Here is a 19,738-nt window from a genome sequence, read left to right on the forward strand (position 1 = left end):
CGGGTCGGCCTCCGCGCCGCGTGCGCAGTCGGCCCTCGGATCATCGAAAGGAGATCATCATGCAGATCGAAGTCAGCGGACAGAACGTGGAAGTCACCCAGGCCATGCGCGCCTATGTTTCCGAGAAGCTGGAGCGCCTGCACCGTCACTTCGACAACCTGATCTCCGCGCACATCGTTCTCCGGCTGGAGCGCGTCCAGCACTTCGCGGAGGGCACCGTCAGCGTCGGCGGGCGTCCGCAGGACATCCACGCCGACGCCGATGCCGAGGACATGTACGCCGCCATCGACCTGCTCGTCGACAAGCTGGACCGCCAGGTTCGTCGACACAAGCAGAAGGTCACCGACCACCATCGCCACGAGCGCCGCGCCGAAGCCGGCTGATCACCAGCCAGCGCTCCGACCCGCTCGACCCCGAACCGAACGCCCCATCATGCGACTTGCAGATCTGCTCGTGCTGGACCGCGTCTCGCTGGACCAGACGATCTCGAGCAAGAAGTCGCTGCTCGAGCAGGCGGCCGCCCTGCTCGGCAGTGCACCCGACGCCGCTCCCGGTCGCGATATCTTCCAGGGCCTGTGCCAGCGGGAGCGATTGGGCTCGACGGGTCTCGGTCACGGGGTGGCGATTCCGCACTGCCGGGTCGACCAGCCCGGCGCCGTCGGCGCACTGCTTCGTCTGAAGCGCCCGATCGATTTCGACAGCCCGGACGCCGAGCCGGTCGACCTGTTCTTTGCCCTGGCCGTACCGTCGAGTTGCAGCGAAGCGCATTTGAAGCTGCTGGCCGGTATCGCCGAATTGTTCTCCGACCCGGACCAGCGCGAGCGCCTGCGAACGCTGGAAACCTCCGACGAACTGCTGCGCGTGCTCGACGAGCAGGACCCGTGAGCCAGACGCTCGCCGTCTCCGAACTGGTGGAGCGCCTCGGCGAGCGGCTGGAACTGCACTGGGTCTGCGGACGCCGCGAAGCGCGCCGACGCACCCTGTCGGTGGCGTCGTTCCGGGCGCGACCGTCGCTGGTCGGGTTCCTGAACCTCATCCATCCCAACCAGGTCCAGGTCCTCGGTGCCGAGGAGCAGGAGTGGCTCGACAAGCTCGACGCCCGGCAGCGCTGGGAGACGATTGCCGAAATCTGCTCGATGCGGCCGGCCGCCCTGGTGGTTGCCGGCGGCGGTGAAGTCGGCGACGACCTCGAGGAACTGGCCGGCGACAGCGCCACGCCCGTGCTGCGCTCGCCGCGGCCGGCCTGGGAGCTGGTCTCGACGCTGCAGTACGAGGTTGCCCGCGCGCTGGCCCACCGCGAGGTGGTCCACGGCGTGTTCATGGAAATCTTCACCATCGGGGTGCTGATCACCGGCGATCCCGGCGCGGGAAAGAGCGAGCTGGCGCTGGAGCTGATCACTCGCGGCCATCGCCTGATCGCCGACGACAGCCCCGAGTTCACCCAGATGACGCCCGACATCATCGACGGCACCTGCCCCGAGGCGCTGCAGGACTGCCTCGAAGTCCGCGGGCTCGGGGTGCTCAATGTCCGCCGGATGTTCGGCGATGCGGCGGTCAAGACCAACAAGTTCCTTCGGCTGATCCTTCACCTGCACCAGCCGCAGCCCGGCGACGAGAGCTCGGTCGACCGGCTGGCCGGCCGTTCGGACTCGGCGCCCGTGCTGGACATGGACATTCCGCGGATTCTCCTGCCGGTGCTGCCGGGCCGCAACCTTGCCGTCATTGCCGAGGCCGCGGTGCGAAACTTCATGCTGCAGCTCAAGGGCTTCGACGCCACGGCCGACTTCATCGAGCGCCACGGCCGCCTGCTGGGCCGCGAGCCCGAGCCGTGAACGACGCGAGCGACGCCGTGCGGGTGATCGTGATCAGCGGACTGTCCGGCGGTGGAAAGTCCGTGGCGCTGAACGCGCTCGAAGACCAGGGGTTCTACTGCGTCGACAACCTGCCGGCGGCCCTGCTGCCGGCCCTGGCCGAACAGATCGATGGGTCCCCCGAACGCTTCGGACGCCTGGCGGTGGGGCTGGACGCCCGCGCCGGCATCGATGCGATCGCTGACCTGCCCGACGTGCTCCAGGCCATGCCCTTCGCGGTCGAACTGGTGTTCGTGGAGGCCGACGACGAGGTTCTGCTGCGGCGCTATTCCGAGACCCGTCGCCGCCACCCCCTGGCCGACCAGCGGACGCTGGCCCAGGCGATCGAACGCGAGCGACAGCTGCTCGCGCCTCTGCGCGATCATGCCGAACCGGTCATCGACACGAGCACGATGAACCTGCACCAGTTGAGGCGAAGGATCTGGGACCTGGTCGAAGCGGGCCGGCGGTCGCAGGTTTCGCACCTCGTGCTCGAGTCCTTTGCGTTCAAGCAGGGCGTTCCGCGCGACGTCGACCTTGTCTTCGACGCGCGCTGCCTGCCCAATCCGCACTGGCAGCCGGGCCTTCGCAGTGCGACGGGGCTGGAGCGCCCGGTGCGCGACTACCTGCAGTCCGAGCCGGTCGTCGGCGAGTTTCTCGACGACGTCGACGGCTTCGTCCGCCGCTGGCTGCCGGCCTGGGCCGAACAGCAGCGCAGTCACCTGACGGTCGCCATCGGCTGCACCGGGGGGCGGCACCGCTCGGTCTACCTGGTCGACGAGCTGGCGACGCGCTGGCGCGAGAACGGCCTGGCCGTGACGACCCATCACCGGGAGTTGCAGCAGTGACCCGCTGCCTGGTGGTCGGCCATTCGGGCCTGGCCGCGGCGCTGGTCCGGGTCGCACGCGAGATCGTCGGCCCCGAAGCGGGCTGCGAGGCCTTCGATTTCTTCTTCGAACAGACCCTGGAGCGGATCGAGGCCGATCTCGCGCGCTGGCTCGACGAGCAGCTCGATCGGGGGCCGGCGGTGCTGCTGACCGACCTGCCCGGGGCAACGCCGCACAATCTCTCGGTCAAGCTTGCCGGTTCGCGGGGGCTGGAGGTGGTGACCGGCGTCAACCTGCCGATGCTGCTCCGGGGGGTGAACCATGCCGACACGGAGCCGGCCGAACTGGCCCGGATGGTGGCGGCCGGCGGTCTGCGCGCCATCGAGCGATCGGCCGCCGATCGGTCGCGGACCGAAGGCTCCGGAGAGAAGCCGTGATCCGGCGGGAGGTCACGCTGGTCAACCGGCTCGGTCTGCACGCGCGGGCAGCAAGCCGCCTGGTCCAGGCGGCCGCGGCGCACCCCTGTGACGTGTGGCTGGAGCGGGACGGCCGCCGGGTCAACGCCAAGTCCATCATGGGTGTGCTGATGCTGGCGGCCCCCTGCGGCAGCGAACTGGTTCTCGAGTGCGACGGCGACGGCGAGCAGGCCGCCTGCGATGCGCTCGAAGCCCTGGTTGCCGATCGCTTCGGGGAAGAGCAGTGATCCTCGCCCTGAGCGGCACCGGCGTCTCCGACGGCATTGCCGTCGGCCGGATCCATCTGCTGAGCCGGGGGGAACTCGAGCTGCCGGAGTATCACGTCGAGGGCGACGAGATCGACACCCAGGTGCATCGGCTGGAAGCAGCCAGTCGGTCGTCGGAGAGGGCGCTGGAGGACATGGAGCGCGACCTTTCGGGAGACACGCGCGGACCGGCCTCGGACCTTCTCCAGATGCACCGGATGATGATCCGGGACGATGCGCTGGTCGGCGAAGCGATCGCGCGAATCCGGGCCGACGGCATCAATGCGGAATGGGCGCTGGACCGTCAGGCCGCAGCGCTGCGAAGGCAGTTCGAGCAGATGGAAGACGAGTACCTGGCGCTGCGTCGTGAAGACCTGGACCAGGTGGTCGGCCTGCTCCAGCGCGAGCTGCGCCAGGCCGGCAGCGGGTTGCTGGCCGAGCGGACGCCAGCAGCGCTGGACGGCACCGTGGTGCTGGCCGAATCGCTCAGCCCGGCCGAGGTCGTGCTGCTGCAGCAACGGGGTGTGGCCGGCCTGATCACCGAGCACGGCGGGCCCTGGTCACACAGCGCGATTCTCGCGCGGGCCTACGGCATTCCGACCGTGATGGCCGTGCGCCGCGCGATGCGGGTGTTGCGCGAAGGCGAGCCGGTGATCATCGACAGTCATTACAGCGCGGTGCTGGCGACCCGGGACGAGAGCCTGCATGCCCACTACGGCGACAAGCTGAAGCTGGTCGCCCGCAAACGCCGACAGCTGGCGCGCTTTCTCGCCGAACCGGACCGAACCCGCGACGGTCGGCGGTTCCGGTTGTTCGGCAACGCCGAGCAGGTCCCGGAGATCGAGCGCTGCGTGATCGCCGGCGTGACGGGCATCGGCCTGATGCGCACGGAGTTCCTGTTCAGCGGCGATGAGGTCCCTGACGAACAACGCCAGTACGAGGCCTTCCGCGATGCGCTGGCGGCGTTGGACGGGCGGCCGCTGACGATTCGCACGCTGGACGCAGGGGGCGACAAGCTGCCGGCCTCGCTGACCCGCTTCGCCGGGCCCAATCCCGCCCTGGGCCTGCGCGGAGTCCGCATGTCGCTGGCCCTGTCCGAATTGTTCGAGAACCAGCTGCGCGCCATCCTGCGGGCGTCCCAGCACGGCCCGGTACGGGTGTTGCTGCCGATGCTGACCCGGCTCGACGAGCTGTCCGCCGCGCGCGAGCGCATCGCGGCGGTTCGGCAGCAGCTGGAGGGGGAGGGCGTTGCCGTCGACCCGGAACTGCAGATCGGCGGCATGATCGAGACACCGGCTGCGGCCCTGCAGGCCGAGCGCTTCGCCGCGTCGCTGGACTTCCTGTCCATCGGCACCAACGACCTGGTCCAGTACGTGCTCGCGGTCGACCGCCAGGACGAGCGGGTCAGTCACCTGTTCGACCCGGCCAGCCGCGCAGTGATCGACCTGATCGCCGGCGTGGTCGAGGGTGCCGCGCGCCACCAGCGGCCGGTTCAGGTCTGCGGGGAAATGGCTGGCGATCCGCGCTACGTGGCGTTGTTGATGGGTCTGGGCGTGCGCGAGTTCAGCATGCCGCCGGGGCAGCTGGCGGCGGTCAAGGCGGCGCTGACGGGCCTCGATGCCGCGGCGTGCCACGACGAGGTCGAAGCGTTTCTGCGGGAGGACGAGAGCGATACGGTCGGCGCGTTGCTCGATCGCCTGGCGAGCGGCGCGCCACGCCGCGCTCCGGGTCGAACCACGGGGCGCTCGCCGGGCCGCAGGACCTCGCGCTGAGCCGCTGGCCGAAAGTGCAGGTGACGACCAGCGGCGCGGTTCGGTAAGCTTCCAGATCGATTTCGACCTCGCAACGAGTCCTCGCATGTCCGATCCGATCTGGCGGCCGTCCGCCGAACGCGCGCAGTCCGCCCACCTGACCCGCTTCATCGAACGCATCGCACGGGGATTCGATCCCGCGGTGACCGATGCGGCCAGCTTGTACCGGTTCTCGATCGAGCAGCCCGAGGAATTCTGGCGGGCGGTCTGGGAGTTCGGCGATGTCCGGGCCGCCTCGCGCGGCGATCGGGTGACCGAGAACTGGCCTGCGATGCCCGGCACGCGCTGGTTTCCCGACGCGCGCCTGAACTTTGCCGAAAACCTGCTGCGCCGGGCGGACGACGGCATCGCGATCGAGTTCGCCGGCGAGCAGCCCGAAGATCGTCGATCCCTGAGCTGGCGCGAACTGAATGGCCAGGTCGCGGCGGTGGCGGCCAGACTGCGGGCGCTGGGCATCGAACCCGGCGACCGGGTCGCCGGCTACCTGCCCAACCTGCCCGAAACGGTCATCGCGATGCTCGGCGCCGCAGCGGTGGGTGCCGTCTGGTCGTCCTGCTCGCCCGATTTCGGTGTGCGCGGCGTGCTCGACCGCTTCGGCCAGATCGAGCCCCGCGTACTCATCGTCGCCGCCGCATACCGCTACAACGGCAAGACCCACGATTGCATGGCCCGCGTCCGCGAGCTCCTGCCGGAGCTGCCGACGGTCGAGCAGGTCGTGATCGTGCCGCACGCGGAGCCGGGCGTCGATCCCGCATCGGCGGGCCGGCCCGCGATGACCTGGGCAGACTGGATCGACATCGACGCGGGGCCCCTCGAGTTCGAGCAGCTGCCCTTCGACCATCCGCTCTACATCCTGTATTCCTCGGGCACCACCGGGGTGCCGAAGTGCATCGTCCACGGCGCCGGCGGTACGCTGCTCCAGCACCTGAAGGAGTTGCTGCTGCACACCGACCTCAGGCGCGACGACCGCTTCTTCTACTTCACCACCTGCGGTTGGATGATGTGGAACTGGCTGGTCTCCGGCCTGGCCGTCGGATCGACGCTCGTGCTCTACGACGGCTCGCCGTTCCATCCGGACGGGAACCGGCTCTGGGACCTGGCCGACGAGCTCGGCATCGCGGTCTTCGGTACCAGCGCGAAGTGGATCGCGGCCTGCGACAAGGCCGGTATCAAGCCGCGCGAATCCCATCGGCTCGAACAGCTTCGCGCGATCCTGTCCACCGGCTCGCCCCTCCTGCCGGAATCCTTCGAGTACGTCTATCGCGACATCAAGCAGGATGTCCAGCTCAGCTCGATCTCCGGCGGCACCGACATCGTCTCCTGCTTCGCGCTGGGCAACCCGCTGCTGCCGGTCCGCGTCGGCGAACTGCAGTGCCGGGGCCTCGGCATGCAGGTGGAGATCCGCGACGACGACGGCGATGTGGTCGTCGGTGAGACCGGAGAACTGACCTGCTCACGACCGTTCCCGTGCATGCCGGTGGGGTTCTGGAACGACCCCGACGGCGCCCGTTACCGCGCGGCCTACTTCGACAAGTTCGACGGCGTCTGGAGCCATGGCGATTACGCGCGCCTGACGCCGAAGGGCGGGGTGGTGATCTACGGCCGTTCCGATGCCACGCTGAATCCCGGCGGGGTCCGGATCGGCACCGCCGAGATTTATCGCCAGGTCGAGAAGCTCGACGAGGTGCTGGAGTCGCTCTGTGTCGGTCAGGACCACGACGGCGATGTGCGGGTCGTATTGTTCGTGGTGCTGCGCGACGGGGTGGAACTTGATGAAGCGCTGATCTCGAAGATCCGCACCCGGGTCCGCGAGAACACGACCCCGCGCCACGTGCCCGCGAAGGTCCTCGCCGTGCCCGAACTGCCGCGCACGGTCTCCGGCAAGATCACCGAACTGGCGGTCCGCGACGTCATCCACGGACGGGAAGTCAAGAACACCTCGGCGTTGGCCAATCCGGAGGCGCTGGAGCACTTCCGCGATCGGCCCGAGCTGCGCGACTGAGCGTCGTGGCGGCATCGGTGAATGCCGACGCCGGCACAAACTGACGCTTAGTGTCAGGCCGGCGTCGGACGCGCTGAGGGAAATCCCCGGTTGACCGGCTTGGCACGCCGCTTGCTATGCTGATACTCCAGACTTCCCGGGATTCGAGATACATGCCGTCGACTTCGACCTGCCGATTCGTGCGCAACGGTCTGCTTGCGCTTGGCCTTCTTCCGATCCTCGCCGTGCTGCCGAGTGCAGCGCTGGCCCAGACGCCGAACGTGAACGAGAACGTGCCGGCCGAGTCCTTTCTCGGCGAATCGTTCTGTTTCCAGGCCAACTTCACCAACACCGGATCGCCGGGCTACGGGCCCTACCTGCGGCTGGACCTGCCGCCGGGCTTGAACTTCATCAGCGCCGATGTGTTCGGCGCCGGGTCGGTGATCGATGTCGGAACGTTTCCGGCTGCCCCGGGCAATCAACTGACCGATCCGCTGATCAATCAGCCGGTCACCGGCACCGAGGGGCACTCGCTGCGCATCCTCGAGTTTCCGGTCGGGTCGGTGGTCGCCGGCGGCCCGCCGCTTCCGGTCGACATCTGCCTCGAAATCGATCCGTCGGCAACCGTCGGCTCGCCGCTGCCGGTCTCGCTGACCCCGGTCTACGAGTTCGGCGATACGGCGACCGGCGACAACGGTCCGATCATCGGCACCGAGGTCATCGGGCCGGTCACGCCGACCGTGCTGCTGTTCGACAAGACCGATTCGGCGCCGGAGTCCGAGCGGCCGCCTGGCACGAGCTGGCCCTACGATTACACGTTGACCGTCGACATCGCCAATACGGCAACGATTCAGCCGCTGACGATCCGCGATCAACTACCGGCGGATTTCCAGTTCATCGGCAGCGTCAACGTGACCGGCGGGTCGGGCTGCAGCGTGACCCAGACCCCGTCGCTGGCCAGCCCGGGCGGCTCGCTGGAAGTCACCTGCTCGGGCGCGACCGTGGGCACGACCTCGGGGAGCGATGTCCAGGTCACCTATTCCGGGTACATCGTCGACATCCTGGACGAGACCTTCTGCGACGTCCGCTCGCAGGTCAACGACGCGTCGGTCCAGGCAAGCTACGTACCGCCGTCCGGCCCGGCCCAGGCGCTGCCAGCGGCGACCGCCGACACCACGGTCTCGGCCGAGCACGTGGTGGTACAGAAGGGCGCATCGCCGGGCCAGGGCGTGCCCGGCGACGCCGTTCGCTACACCCTCTCGTTCCAGGTGACCGATTCCGGTGATGCCGACGCCCTCGTCGTCACCGACCTCATCCCCGACGGCATCGATTTCGTCGGTCACGACGACCTGGTCGTCAACGGCGGGTCCGTCCCGATCACGCCGACGGTCACGGTCAACGGCGATTTCACCACCACGGTGGTCTACGACATCGGCGCAGCCGCCGGGACGCTCGGTCGCGGCACGTCGATTTCGCTGACCTACGACGCGCAGATCCGGCAGGACTACCAGAACACCGGCGAGCCGGTGCTGTCGTCGGATGCGCTGCCGAACACGGTCGACATGGACTATTCGCTGGTCCAGGGCGCGAACTCGTGCAACAACGGCAGCGGCGCGTCGGTCGGGATCATTCCCGTCGGCCTGACCAAGGAGATCGTCAACCCGCAGCCGTTCTACGTGCCCGGTGAGGTGGTCCAGTTCCGCCTGACCAAGCAGGTGCCGGCCGGCGACACGAGCGCGATCCGCTTCGAAGACTACCTGCCGCTGCCGGTTTTCGACGTCACGGACGTGAACCTGACCTTCGGCAACGACGTCGTCTACGGGCCCGACGATACGGCGGGGCTGACGCCGACCGGCATTTCGATCAACGCGGCCCAGAACGCGCTGTTCATCGACTGGCCGGATCTCACTTCGACGACCGGTGAAACCATCCAGGTCGATCTGTTCGTCACGGTCACCGACGACCCCTTCGCCGACGGCCTGTTCCTGACCAATATCCTGCTGGCGCGTTCGGAGAACACGCCGGGCGCGGTCGCGGTCGGCACCGGTCCGGTCAACTTCAACGTCGGCGCGCCGAGCATGCGCGTGACCAAGGGCGTATCGGGGACCGACGGAAACGGCACGATTTCTCCTCCGCCGGCCAGCCAGCCGGTCGACGGCGACCTGGTCGGCGCCGACGCGAGCGATCGCATCACCTACGTGATCACCGCCGAGAACGTCGGTTCCGCGCAGGCCTTCGACGTCACCATTCTTGATGCGGGCGCGCCGGAACTGACCAATTGCACGCTGGTTTCGGTCACCGACGGCACGGGCGCGCCGCTGGCGTTCTCCGGCACACTGGCCGGTGGCCTGCAGTTGACCGATCCGCTGGCCGCGAGCGGCGGCAGCGGTCCGCCCTTCGGCGCCGATACGGCGCTGGTCACGCAGGACTGCGAAGTGGTCGGCACGGTGGCGCCGAGTACCACGATCACGAACACCGCTCGCATGGACTGGGCCAGCCAACCGGGCGCTCCCGCCTTCCCGTTCCAGGAAGACCAGGCGCGCGTGACGACCGCACCGCCTGCTGCAAGCAAGTACTTCATCAGTAGTTCCGAGCCAGGCACGTCGGACGGCGCGAGCCCGCCCCGCGCGGCGATCGGCGAGATCGTTCGCTACCGCCTGGCCGCACGCATCCCGGAGGGCGAGATTGCGTCGCTGGACCTGCGTGACCTGCTGCCGACGGGCCTGCGCTTCGTCGACGACGGGACCGCGCGCGCAACCTTCGTCAGCAACGGGGGCGGCATGAGCGCAAGCGGCTTCCCGGTGGGCAACGTGAACGGCGCGTCGGGCGATCCGGGCTCCGTTTCCAGCGCGGCGGTGGCCACGGCCATCCCGCCGGCCAACGTCCTCGGCGGACCGTTCGGCGACGGCACGGATCCGATCTTCTCCTTCGGCGACGTGCAGAACGCGGACGACGACGTCGACGACGAGTTCCTGCTCGTCGAGTTCAACGCACTGGTGCTCAACAGCACCGGCAACCAGCAGGGCGTGACGCGCAACAACAGCTTCCAGATCCGCAGCGGCGGATCGCCGATCGCTGCAAACGCACCGAACGTTGCCGTGCGCATCGCCGAACCGGCCATCGCCTTCGCCAAGTCGGCGTCGCCGACGACCGGCGACGCCGGCGATGTCATCGCCTTCACCATCGACATCGCGAATGCCGCCGGCAGCAACGTCAGTCCGGCCCACGAATTCCGGCTGACCGATTCGCTGCCGTCCGGTCTGGCGGGCGTGAGCAACCTGACCGTGACGCCGAGCGCTTGCCCCGGTCTCACGACGATCGACAACACGGTCGGTGACGATATCGACATCACCTTCGACGAGGTCGCCCCGGGTTGCTCGATCCAGGTGACCTTCGACGCCACGCTGACCAACGGCGTCGCGCCGGGAACCACCGTGACCAACGTTGCCAACGCGGTCTGGACCTCGCTGCCGGCCGCGGGCACCGCACCGAATCCGACGGGTTCGATCGTCCCGGGTGGCCCGGGTGCCGCCGACGGCGAACGCGACGGCTCCGGCGGCGTCAACGATTACAGCGCGTCCGACCCGGCGCCCGTGTCGATCCCCGGCGTGGGCATCGTCAAGAGCGTGATCGCCACGAGCGAAGCCCAGACCGGTGACAGCCGGTTCCGCGCCGGGGTCGAGGACCTCGTGATCGGCGAGCAGGCGACCTTCGAGATCGTCGCGACCCTGCCGGAAGGCACGACGCCGCAGGTCGTCCTCACGGACACGCTGCCGTTCACCAATGGCGTGATGCGGATCGACGCTGCTCGCGTCCTCCCGATCGGTTCCAACCTGACCGCCGACGACCCCTCGCCGCCGGCCGTGATCAGCGATGCGCAGCTCGGAGACGGGATCGCCGACACGGTCAGCTTCGATTTCGGCCAGGTCGCCAATGCACCGGACGGCGTGGTCGATGCGGGAGACCGCATCGTGATCGAGGTCGACGCGACCCTGGTCGACGTGCCGGCGAACGCCAACGGCGATCCGCTGACCAACACCGCCCTGGTCCAGTTCGGTCCGGGCCTGAACGCCTCGGCCAATGCCGGGATCGACGTGGTCGAGCCCATCCTCACCGTGGTCAAGAGCGGCAGCATCACCTCCGGCGACGCCGGCGATACCGTGCTGTACTCCGTGAGCATCCAGCACAGCGGCAGCTCCGCGGCCGACGCCCAGGACGTCGTGCTCCAGGACGTGCTGCCGGCCGATCTGACCCTGAATGTCGGCAGCATCACCCAGACCTCGGGTTCTCCGCCCTTCGCGACCAACACGAGCAGCGGCAATACCGTGGCGTTGGGCTGGACCGATATCCCCGTCGGCGAAATCATCGTCATCGAGTACTCGGCGACGCTGGACCCGACCGTGTCCCCCGGTGAAACCCTGACCAACACCGCCGACGTCAGCTGGACCTCGGCGGTCGGTGCGAACGCCGACGAGCGCACCAACAGCGCAAACGACGACCACCAGATCCTGGTCACCGAGCCGGGCCTGGTCAAGCAGGTGTTCGACACCAGCGAGCCGAGTACCGGCAACGGCGAGTTCGGCGCGCCGGATGATCTGACCATCGGCGAACAGGTGACCTATCGCTTCACCGTGCAGTTCCCGGAAGGCACCAGCGAGTCCGCCGTGGTCACGGACCAGTTGCCGACCGGTTCATCGGTGCTGGAACTCCTGTCTTCGCGGGTCGTGTCGGTCGGGGCCAACCTGTCCGGTGCCGGCCTCCCGGAAGTCAATGACCCGGGCACACCGTCCGACATGGATGGAGACACGATCGACGACCGGGCGACCTGGACGCTGGGCGACGTGCTCAACACCGCCGACGGCGTCACCGATGCCGACGACGAGATGGTGTTCGAGGTGATCGCTGTGGTTCTCGACGTGGCCGCCAACCAGAGCGGCGATGTCGACCAGCTCAACGAAGCGACCCTGTCGACCACCTCGAGCACGGTCAGCGGTGTGGCGCCGGTCGACCTGGTCGCGCCCTCCGTGGCCCTGACCAAGACCGTCACCGATCCTGCCGACGGGTTCGTCGACGCCGGCGACACCGTCACTGCACGACTCGTCGTGACGCACACGCCAGCCAGTACCGCGGACGCGTTCAACGTCACGATCACCGACACGCTGCCGACGGGCCTGAGCTGGGGCGGCGATGGCTCCGTGGTGTCCGATTGCCCCGGATTGATCACCGACTCCAGCGGCGCACCGGTCATCGCCTTCGATGTGCCGGTTCTCGACCAGGCCACCGCGACCTGCTTCATCGAGTACCAGTTCACCGTCGACAACACCGTGTCGCCGGGCGACACGCTGGTCAACATGGCCGAGTTGCTCTACGACTCGCAACCGGTGTTCGTGGCCGGGCAAACGCGCCAGGGCGCCGACTCGGACACCGCGGAGGTCACCGTCATCGCGCCGACGCTGGTCAAGGTCGCGGTCGATACGAGCCAGCCCGATACGGGGATGGCGCAGAACGATCCCGCATTGCTCGATCTGACCGTCGGCGAGACCGTCACCTACGAGCTGACCCTGGTGTTCCCCGAGGGTGTCACCAACTCGGCCGAGCTGGTCGATTTCCTGCCGGCGTCCGCCGCTGGCGTGGTCGAAGCGATCGGTGCGACCGTCACTCTGGTCGGTGGAAACATCACGACCACACTGCCGGGCACACCGGTGTTCGAGGACAACCAGCTCGGCGACGGACTCGACGATACGGTGCGGTTCCAGTTCGGTGACGTGACCAATGCCCCGGACGGCATCGACAGTCCGGCCGACCGGATCGTCGTCGAGATCGTCGGTCGCGTGGTCGACGTCGGCGCGAACGTGGACGGCACGCTGCTGACCAATCGCGGCGTGTTCACGTTCGTCGGCGACAGCCTCGAGGACACGGCCGACGTCGAGGTCGTCGAGCCCGCCGTAGCGCTGGACAAGACCATGACGCTGCAGAACGACGGCGTGGTCCGGATCGCGCTGTCGCTGGACAACAGCGGCACCGCACCGGCCTACGACCTGGATGTCAGCGACGTGTTCGACGAGGCCGACTGGGACCTGTCCGGGTTCTCGCCGGTGTCGGTGCCTGCCGGCTTCGAGCTGGTGCTCTCGCCGGACACGCCGGCGGTCGGTCAGCAGACCCTGAACTTCCGCACTGCCGCCGGTGCCGTCTCTCCCGACGGCACCCTGCCGGCCGGTGCGGGCGTCAGCGCGGTATTCGATATCCCGCTGGCGGTCCTGCCGCCATCGCCGAACCCCTTGCCGAACACGGCCGACCTGGTCGGGGGCGATACGCTTCCGGGTGCGGACCCGGCGGCGCGCGACCTGCCGCCGGACGACGGGACGGCCAGCATCGCGGTGCCCGACCTGTCCCTGTCGAAGGACGACGCGCTGCAGGTCGATGCCGACGGCAGCGGCGACGTTTCGCCGGGCGACACGCTTCGCTACACGCTGGTCCTGCAGAACACCGGCGCGAGTGCTGCGTCGAATGTCGTGATCGACGATGTGCCGGACGCCAACAGCTCGCTGGTGGTCGGCAGCGTCACGACGTCCAGCGGCTCGGTCGCCGTCGGCAACACCGCCGGCGACACCGTGGTCCAGGTCTCGATCCCGAGCATCGCGGCCGGCGGATCGGCGACGATCACCTACGACACGGTGATCGATGATCCGTTGGCCCCGGGTGTGACCGAAGTGGTCAACCAGGCGACCTTCGACAGCGACGAGCTGCCGCCCGGCGTCAGCGACGATCCGGATCCGCCCGGCGCCGACGACCCCACGGTGGTCCCGGTCAACGCACAACCGGACCTGACGCTGGTCAAGGACGACGGCGGTGTCAGCACCGTGCCCGGCGGCACCGTGGTCTATACGCTCGACTACGCCAACGTCGGCAATCAGGACGCCACGGGCGTCGTGCTGACCGACACGGTCCCCGTCGGCACGGTCTTCGCGGTCGGTGCCAGCACGCCGGGCTGGTCCTGCGTGCCCGACGGGTCCGCGGGCAGCGCCTGTACCCTGGCGATCGGGCCGCTCGCGGCCGGGGCCAACGGCTCGGCACTGTTCGCAGTGACCGTGGACGATCCGGCACCGCCGGGCCTGGACCAGATCGACAACACTGCCGCGGTCGGCGACGACGGCGCGAACGGCGCCGACCCGACTCCGGCCGACAACACGGACGGGGATACCACGCCCCTGGACGCCACGCCGGACCTGACGCTGGTCAAGGACGACGGGGGTGCGATCGGTGTACCGGACGGCGTGGTCGTCTACGCGCTGGACTTCCAGAACGTCGGCAACCAGGACGCCACCGGGGTCGTGATCACCGATACGGTGCCGGCCAACACGTCCTTCGAAGCCGGATCGAGCACGGCGGGCTGGACGTGCGTGCCCGACGGGTCGGCCGGAAGCAGCTGCTCCTTCGCGGTGGGTACTGTGCCCGCCGGTTCGGGCGGCAGCGTCGCGTTCGGCGTCCGTATCGACGATCCGCTGCCGGTAGCCGTCAACCAGGTCGACAACACGGCCTCGGTTGCCGACGACGGCAGCAACGGTCCGGATCCGACGCCCGGCGACAACGACGACAGCGACACCACGCCGGTCGACAACAACCCGGCACTGGTGGTCGACAAGGTGCTGACGTCGGCGCCGGACCCGATCGAGGTCGGCAGCGTGCTCGAGTACGCCGTTACCGTGACCAACACGGGCAACGCGACGCTGACCAACGTGACCATCGTCGACGACCTGATCACGCCGACCGGCGGCAGCGCGCCCTGCGCATCGGTCGCTCCGGGCGGTACCTGCACGTTGATCGGCGAATACGTCGTCACCCAGGCCGACATCGACAACGGAAGCGTGGTCAACAATGCCACCGGCGATTCGGACCAGACGCCTCCGGGCAGCGACCAGGTCGTGGTGCCGATCGATCAGAATCCGCTTCTGGACCTGGTCAAGACCGCGAACGTCAACGACCCGAACGGCAACGGTCAGATCGATGTCGGTGAAGTCATCGACTACACCCTGACCGCGACCAACGCGGGCAACGTGACGCTGACCAACGTGACGATCGTCGACAGCCTGCTGCCGACGCTGGCCTGCGTCCCGGCCCAGCCGGCCACGCTGGCGCCGACCGAGGCGCTGGTCTGCACCGGCAGTTACACGGTGACCCAGGCCGACGTCGATGCCGGCGAAGTGATCAACGATGCAACGGCCGACAGCGACCAGACCCCGCCGACCTCGACCCAGGTGATCGTGCCGATCCAGCAGGATCCGGCGATCGACCTGGTCAAGGATGCGGTGTTGAACGACACCAACGGCAACGGCCTCGGTGATGCCGGCGAAACGGTCGACTACACGCTGACCGCGACCAACGTCGGCAACGTCACCCTGGCCGATGTCGAGATCGTCGACAGCCTGATCGACACGCTGGCCTGCACGCCGGCCCAGCCGACCACGCTGGCTCCGGGCGAGGTGCTCGTCTGCACCGGCAGCATCGAGATCACGCCGGTCCTGCTGCGACAGGGCGTACTGCAGAACTTCGCCACCGCGATCGGAACCGGTCCGGGAGGCGGCGCCGTGGATGATGGCGACAGCGCGGTTACGCTGCTGAACATGCCGATCGCGGTGCCGACGATGCAGCGGTGGGGCGTCGTTGCGCTGGCGCTGATCCTGCTGCTGGCGGGCGTCGCGGCGTCGCGAGAGCGCCTCCGCGGAGCGCATCGTTCCGCCTGACGCTCGGTCGACCGGCCGAGGGTCGTTCCACCCCCGACGCGCCGGCCCCGGGCCGGCGCGTTTCGATTGACTGCTTTCGTTCCGGTTCCGGTTGGCCCCGCTCCGATCGCCGCACGAGGCCGCCTGCGAAGGCCTGCGACTGACCCAACTCGCCCCTGTCGCCGAACGCTTGACGGTGATACGCGTCACAAAACTGGGTCCCGATATGCTACGGACATCATCATTCGGTTCAGAAATGGCTGGACATCTCTCGCCTTGACGCTATACTCCTTTCCCGTCGCAGGGCGCAAAGCCCGGCACTTCCCGGGTACCGGAACGTGCCGACCGTCACGCGACCAAAGGGGTTTCGGGGAATTCATCGAGTTGTTGGCATCCAGCCGACGCGTTGTTTTGCGTCGGTTCCATGAACCGTGGTCGATCGCACGCCGGCATGAGGCACGCCGGACGGGGTCGACCAGCGGCAAGCCGGATTCCGACCCGGCGCCGCGTTCGAACCGGAGCCAACAGACCGATGCCGTACCTGCCGTCCCGACGACCGTTTTCCGGCCCGAGATCCCACGTTCGCCCACGGGGCCGGACGCCCGGGTTCCTGGTCTCGCTTCTTGCGGCCGCCCTGCTGCTCCCCGGACTGGTCCATGCCCAGAACCGGTGCGCGACGCCGGGAGCCGATGGGAACCTGTCGCTGGCGGGGGTCGTGAATACCTACTACACGCCGTCGGCCGGCAGCTACGGTCCGGCATCGACGAGCATTCCGCTGTCCAGCCCCCGGGGCGCTGCGGCCCCGATTGCCGCGGGCGACCTCGTGCTGGTCATCCAGATGCAGTGCGCCAACATCAACAGCAGCGACTCGCTGCTCTACGGCAACGGCGCGGCGGGTGAGCCGGCCAGCGGGTTCACGGACCCGGCCTCCGGTTGCATCGCCGGTCGCCACGAGTTCGTTCGGGCCGGTCCCGGGAGCAGCGCCTCGCTGCTGAATCTCTCGGCAACGCCCCTCACGTTGTCCTATCAGCAGGCGGCGGCGACCCCGACCCAGGGTCGGCGGACGTTCCAGGTCGTGCGCGTTCCGCAGGCGCTGAATGCAATCCTGACCGGCAACGTGACTGCGCTGGAGTGGGACGGCTTCTCGGGCGGCATCGTCGCGATCGACGCCGCATTCGGCTTCGACTTCAACGGCTTTGCCGTCCGGGCCGACGGCGCAGGATTCCGCGGCGGGGCCGGCGACGTGCGCGCCACGAACGACGCGGTCCAGCGCTTCCGCTGGGACGACCCGACCCGTCATGGCAGCAAGGGCGAGGGCATTGCAGGCACGCCGAGACTGCTGAGCACGAAGCGGACCGCAACCGATGGCGCGACCGCAGCCATCATCGACCTCGGTGCCGGGTGGGGCGGCTACCCGACCGGTACCGCGACGTCGGGCAACAACGCCCGCGGCGCGCCTGGCAATGCCGGCGGCGGCGGGGCGTTCTGGAACGGGAGCTCGGACAACGGCGGTGGCGGTGGCGGCGGCAATGCCGGGGCCGGCGGTCGCGGCGCGGCGGGCTGGCGCAGTGCCGGCTATGCCGGGATCCTGCCCGACTACAGCAACATGACCGACAAGAAGTGGGGCTTCGGCGGCGCTTCCGTACCGGCCTCGATCTCGCGATTGGTGCTCGGCGGCGGCGGTGGTGCCGGCGACAACAACAACAACAGCACGGCGGTCCAGTCCAGCGCGGCGGCCGGCGGCGGAATCGTGATGATCCGTGCCGGCACGCTGTCCGGAACGGGGGTCGTCTCGGCCCGTGGCGGTCGCGCCACCGACAACCCGCTCAACGACGGCGCCGGCGGCGGCGGCGCCGGAGGCAGCATCGCGGTGATCGCAAGCACATGGTCGGCCACGCTCGATGTGCGAGCGGACGGGGGACGCGGTGGCGACGCCTGGGCAACCGGAGCGTCCGCGCACGGCTCCGGCGGCGGCGGTGGAGGCGGCTTCGTCGTGACCAGCGCTGCGCCGGCATCGGTCAACGTCGCGGGCGGCCCGCCGGGCGTCACCACGACGGCGGATTCGCCGCCGGGTGGGCCGACCCACGGCGCGCGTCCCGGTGCAGCCGGGATGGCGGTGGTCATCGCCCCGGGGACCGACGGGCCGGGCGGCAACGCGGGCCGGGCCTGCCGGGCGGATCTCGCGATCGACAAGTCGAACCCGACCTCGCCGTTCATCTCGGGCCAGACCACCACCTACACCATCGTGGTGACCAACAACGGGCCGCAGGCGGCCGGCGGTGCTGTGGTCACGGACACACCATCGGCCGGCCTTGTCCTGAACAGCGTGAGCTGTTCGGCGTCGGGCGGCGCCGTCTGCCCCGCAGGGCCGATCACCGTGGGTGATCTGACCGGTCCGGGGGTGGTCATTCCGACCTTCCCGGTCGGCTCCTCGGTGACGTTCACCGTCCAGGCCACCGTTACCGCGAGCGGGACATGATCATGCAGACGACCAAGACGATGATTACCCGCGCCGCGGCCGCGACACTCTGGTTGACGCTGTTTGCCGCGACGGGCGCGCAGGCGCAGACGTCGGTCGACAACGAAGCGACGGTTTTCGCACCGCCGACGGTGATCGATACCGTGCCCGGCAACGACACGGACAACGTGACGACCCCGGTCGTGGCATTGACCCCATCGCTGACCATCTCCAAGACCCAGAGCGGTGGTCCTGCTCCGGTCACTGCCTCCGGCCAGGTCATCGATTACACGATCGTGGTCGAGAACACGGGCAACGTGACCCAGACCGGGGTCAGCGCCACCGACACGCTGCCCGACGGCAGTGCCGGAGTTCTGTCCGGACCGGTCGAGTCCATCTCGGCGAACGGGCAGCTGGACGTGGGCGAGACCTGGACGTACACCATCAGCTATACGGTCACCCAGGCGGACATCGACGCGGGCAGTGACCTCGTCAACACGGCGAGTGTCACCACGACGCAGGTCCCTGGACCGACCACGGACACGGCGACCACGCCGGTCAACGCGGCGGCGAGCCTGACGATCACCAAGACCCAGACGGGCGGCCCGAACCCGGTGACCGCCGCAGGGCAAGTCATCGACTACACGATCGTTGTCGAGAACACCGGTGCGGTCACGCAGACCGGCGTCAGCACCTCCGACACGCTGCCCGACGGCAGCGCAGGCACCCTGATCGGACCGACCGAGTCCATCTCGGCGAACGGTCAGCTGGACGTCGGTGAGACCTGGACCTACACGATCAGCTATACGGTCACGCAGGCGGACGTCGACGCCGGCAATGATCTCGTCAACACCGCTTCGGTGGCCACGACGCAGGTTCCTGGCCCGACCACCGACACCGCGACGACGCCGGTCAATGCGGCGGCGAGCCTGACGATCACCAAGACCCAGACGGGCGGCCCGAACCCGGTCACCGCTGCTGGCCAGGTGATCGACTACACGATCGTCGTCGAGAACACCGGCAGCGTGACCCAGACCGGCGTCAGCACCTCCGACACGCTGCCCAACGGCAGCGCAGGCACCCTGATCGGACCGACCGAGTCCATCTCGGCGAACGGTCAGCTGGACGTCGGTGAGACCTGGACCTACACGATCAGCTACACGGTCAGCCAGGCGGACATCGACGCCGGCGCGGACCTGATCAACAGCGCATCGGTTGCGACCAACGAAGTGCCGGGCCCGACCACCGACACCGCGACCACGCCCGTCAACGCCGCGGCGAGCCTGACGATCACCAAGACCCAGACGGGCGGCCCGAACCCGGTGACCGCCGCAGGGCAAGTCATCGACTACACGATCGTGGTCGAGAAC

General features: G+C 68.7%; 11 protein-coding genes. All 11 read left to right on the forward strand.

Going from position 1 to position 19,738, the window contains the following annotated elements; genetic code table 11:
* The first annotated feature begins 59 nt into the window (after positions 1–59).
* Positions 60–383 (forward strand): ribosome-associated translation inhibitor RaiA, encoded by a 324-nt coding sequence (gene raiA / locus KUV67_13785; protein MBY6205957.1) that lies wholly within the window; start codon positions 60–62, stop codon positions 381–383.
* A 49-nt stretch (positions 384–432) separates the two neighbouring features.
* The gene (locus KUV67_13790; protein ID MBY6205958.1) at positions 433–885 is read left to right on the forward strand and encodes a PTS sugar transporter subunit IIA; all 453 of its coding nucleotides are present in this window, start codon (positions 433–435) and stop codon (positions 883–885) included.
* On the forward strand, positions 882–1,832 hold the full coding sequence (gene hprK, locus KUV67_13795) for an HPr(Ser) kinase/phosphatase (protein MBY6205959.1): 951 nt from the start codon (positions 882–884) through the stop codon (positions 1,830–1,832). Before KUV67_13790 ends, hprK begins: the two co-directional genes overlap by 4 nt.
* Positions 1,833–1,849: 17 nt before the next feature.
* Positions 1,850–2,698: an RNase adapter RapZ gene (gene rapZ, locus KUV67_13800; protein MBY6205960.1), complete on the forward strand. Its 849-nt coding sequence runs from the start codon at positions 1,850–1,852 to the stop codon at positions 2,696–2,698.
* The gene (locus KUV67_13805; protein MBY6205961.1) at positions 2,695–3,114 is read left to right on the forward strand and encodes a hypothetical protein; all 420 of its coding nucleotides are present in this window, start codon (positions 2,695–2,697) and stop codon (positions 3,112–3,114) included. The genes rapZ and KUV67_13805 overlap by 4 nt, the downstream gene beginning before the upstream one ends.
* The gene (locus tag KUV67_13810; protein ID MBY6205962.1) at positions 3,111–3,380 is read left to right on the forward strand and encodes an HPr family phosphocarrier protein; all 270 of its coding nucleotides are present in this window, start codon (positions 3,111–3,113) and stop codon (positions 3,378–3,380) included. Before KUV67_13805 ends, KUV67_13810 begins: the two co-directional genes overlap by 4 nt.
* Positions 3,377–5,170 carry a phosphoenolpyruvate--protein phosphotransferase gene (gene ptsP / locus KUV67_13815; GenBank protein MBY6205963.1) on the forward strand — a complete coding sequence of 598 codons (1,794 nt, stop codon included), beginning with the start codon at positions 3,377–3,379 and terminating at the stop codon, positions 5,168–5,170. Before KUV67_13810 ends, ptsP begins: the two co-directional genes overlap by 4 nt.
* Positions 5,171–5,255: 85 nt before the next feature.
* Positions 5,256–7,211 carry an acetoacetate--CoA ligase gene (locus tag KUV67_13820; GenBank protein MBY6205964.1) on the forward strand — a complete coding sequence of 652 codons (1,956 nt, stop codon included), beginning with the start codon at positions 5,256–5,258 and terminating at the stop codon, positions 7,209–7,211.
* A 152-nt stretch (positions 7,212–7,363) separates the two neighbouring features.
* Positions 7,364–15,931 (forward strand): DUF11 domain-containing protein, encoded by an 8,568-nt coding sequence (locus KUV67_13825; GenBank protein ID MBY6205965.1) that lies wholly within the window; start codon positions 7,364–7,366, stop codon positions 15,929–15,931.
* A 511-nt stretch (positions 15,932–16,442) separates the two neighbouring features.
* A complete protein-coding gene (locus tag KUV67_13830) occupies positions 16,443–18,389 on the forward strand; it encodes a DUF11 domain-containing protein (GenBank protein MBY6205966.1) in 1,947 nt (648 codons plus the stop codon).
* Positions 18,386–19,738 (forward strand): DUF11 domain-containing protein (locus KUV67_13835; GenBank protein MBY6205967.1); only part of this gene is annotated, 1,353 nt, incomplete at its 3' end. The genes KUV67_13830 and KUV67_13835, both read left to right, overlap by 4 nt.

Source organism: Halomonas denitrificans (assembly GCA_019800895.1).
Lineage (GTDB): Bacteria > Pseudomonadota > Gammaproteobacteria > Xanthomonadales > Wenzhouxiangellaceae.